At 36.7% G+C, this 2,619-nt stretch carries 1 protein-coding gene and 1 pseudogene; one reads left to right on the forward strand and one right to left on the reverse strand.

Annotated features, from left to right (window positions below; translation table 11 throughout):
• Positions 1-1,357: pseudogene (locus DBR11_RS12145) on the reverse strand (translocation/assembly module TamB); the annotation flags it as partial.
• Positions 1,358-1,431: 74 nt separating this feature from the next.
• Between DBR11_RS12145 and tsaD the strand changes: the two are divergent.
• Positions 1,432-2,433 carry a tRNA (adenosine(37)-N6)-threonylcarbamoyltransferase complex transferase subunit TsaD gene (gene tsaD, locus DBR11_RS12150; RefSeq protein ID WP_108552943.1) on the forward strand — a complete coding sequence of 334 codons (1,002 nt, stop codon included), beginning with the start codon at positions 1,432-1,434 and terminating at the stop codon, positions 2,431-2,433.
• Positions 2,434-2,619 lie beyond the last annotated feature (186 nt).

Here is a 2,619-nt window from a genome sequence, read left to right on the forward strand (position 1 = left end):
CTATATATTCTATATCACCATCTATATCTTCTTTTAGTTTATCGATCTCGGTGCCATAGCCTTTGATATTTACTGACGAAGTTACTCTGCCAAGAGAATTTTCATCTAAAAGATCACCCAAATTGAAATCGTAGGTTTTTACACTTCCTGAATAGGAGGGAATTCCTGCTTTATCAATTTTCATATTGACATCCGAGACTACACGACCGAGTTTTGTTTTGAACTCACCATAAGCGATAAAGTCATTCTGAAAGCCTGTAAAGGTCCCATTGAAATTAACGGTTCCAAATTTAGATACAATGGAAGGTATCAGTTTGATTTTTTTACCTGTTGTATTACTTAGAAGTTGATCCAGGTCCTTTTTATTAGTGCCGGCCATGTCAATCTTCATGTCCATAAAAGTCTCCTTCAAATAAGGTAAACCTTTAAGAATGAAATCTCCTTTGATATAAGTTGCTTGTCCGGCTTTGACAGATAGTTTTGTTGCTTTGAGGCTGTTAACAAGACCGGTAATCTGGCCATCCACATCAATATTGAGGTTCATCTGGTCGAGTTCTGGCGCAAAATAGGCGACATCTTTAGAGTCCAGGTGACTATTTTTAAAATGCGCTTTCATGCGTACTTTATTGATATAGTCATTGAAATCATCAAATTTGTTAAAACGCATTTGATAGTAGTCGGTCAGGCGGCTTTGATTTGTCACCAGTAATAGTTTTTTGAGTTCTATCTGGTTGGTGTCAACTGTTGTAAATGCGCTTAAGTTTTTAAGGTAAAAACCGCTTTTTTCTCTGAATGTGAGGTTTTTAATGTTGGCCTGAAGGATATGGTCTGTTGTGTTTAAATCTTCTAAAATCCCATTGAGGTTCGTTAAGCTGACATCGTCAAAATTTACGCCTTTTATTTTATCGTTGTACTTTAAGTTTTTATATTTAAAACTTAGGTTGTTTAAAATTACCCGGTTAAAGGAAATAATATAAGGTTTTTTCTTTTTCTTGACAGTTGGTGGGCCTGAATCGAAATAATCAATAACAAAATCAATATTAGTGGAGCCGTCCTTGTAGGATTTTAGAAAAAAGGAGCCATTGTTGATTTGAACTGTGTTAATATCAACAATCCTTTGCTTTATCGAAAGTTTATTGAGGTCAACCAGGAACTTTGGGGTATTTAAAATGGTGTCTTTCTGTAGGTCCAGAACCACCAGATCTTCTATTACTACAGACTTAAATGGCTTGATGTAAATTCCACTGAGAGAGACAGTTGTTTTTAATTCTTTAGATAAATAATCTGCTGCTTTTTTTGCAATAAAAGTCTGGACAGGTTTAAACTGAAGCGCAAATAGTACAATACAAAGCAACAATAGAATTGATGCTATAAACCATAGGAGTATTTGTAATAGTTTTTTGATATTTTTGTAGCTTAAATAATATAAACGTGTCTGTAATACTTGCTATCGAATCTTCCTGTGATGAAACTTCAGTTGCTATCTGTAACAACGGCAAAATTACAGCCAATGTTATTGCAAACCAAACAATTCATGAAAATTATGGTGGGGTAATTCCGGAGTTGGCTTCCAGGGTACACCAGCAAAATATTGTTCCGGTTGTTCAACAAGCGCTAATTGATGCTAAAGTTAGCAAAAAGGATATCAATGCTGTTGCTTTTACCCGTGGTCCTGGATTATTAGGCTCTTTATTGGTGGGGGTTTCTTTTGCAAAATCATTCGCTTTGGCATTGGATCTTCCTTTGATTGCTGTAAATCACATGCATGCTCATATTCTTGCCCATTTTATAGAGGATCCGAAACCGGATTTTCCTTTTCTTTGTTTAACGGTTTCGGGCGGGCATACTCAAATTGTGCTGGTGAGGGATTATGCCGATATGGAAATTATCGGTGAAACACTTGATGATGCGGCTGGGGAGGCTTTTGATAAGACAGCTAAATTGCTCCAACTGCCTTATCCTGGAGGGCCATTGATTGATAAACATGCTAAACTTGGAAATCCACATGCTTTTAAGTTCCCTGAACCTCAGATTAAAGGGTTGGATTATAGTTTTAGCGGATTTAAGACGGCTATTTTATATTTTATCAGAGACAAGGAGAAGGAAAACCCTGGTTTTATCAATGAGCATTTGAATGATATTTGTGCTTCTGTTCAATACAGTATTGTACAGATTTTACTCAATAAGTTGAAAAAGGCGGCTAAGACCCACGGAATCAAAGATATTGCAATTGCTGGCGGGGTATCGGCAAATTCCGGATTACGGGAGGCTTTGCAAATGCTGGCGAAGGAGCAGGGCTGGAATGTGTTTATTCCTGCTTTTGAATATTGTACAGATAATGCGGCTATGATTGCGATTGCGGGTTATCATAAATATTTGGCCAATGATTTTGTTGGTCAGGATATAGCCCCTGCTGCAAGGATGATTTTTTAAATTAAAATAACGGTTATGAATTCAATGAGCTTTCTTTTTCTGGGATTAATGTTAGTTCCTTTCGTGCTATTTATCATTTGGCTTTTCAAACAGGATAAAGCGAAAAACTATCTTGGACTGGTGGTTCTGTTGGTGGCTATTGTTCTGGTTGTGATTGTAGCCATTTATGTGGACGCAAAATATATG

This window comes from Pedobacter sp. HMWF019 (assembly GCF_003061025.1).
Lineage (GTDB): Bacteria > Bacteroidota > Bacteroidia > Sphingobacteriales > Sphingobacteriaceae > Pedobacter.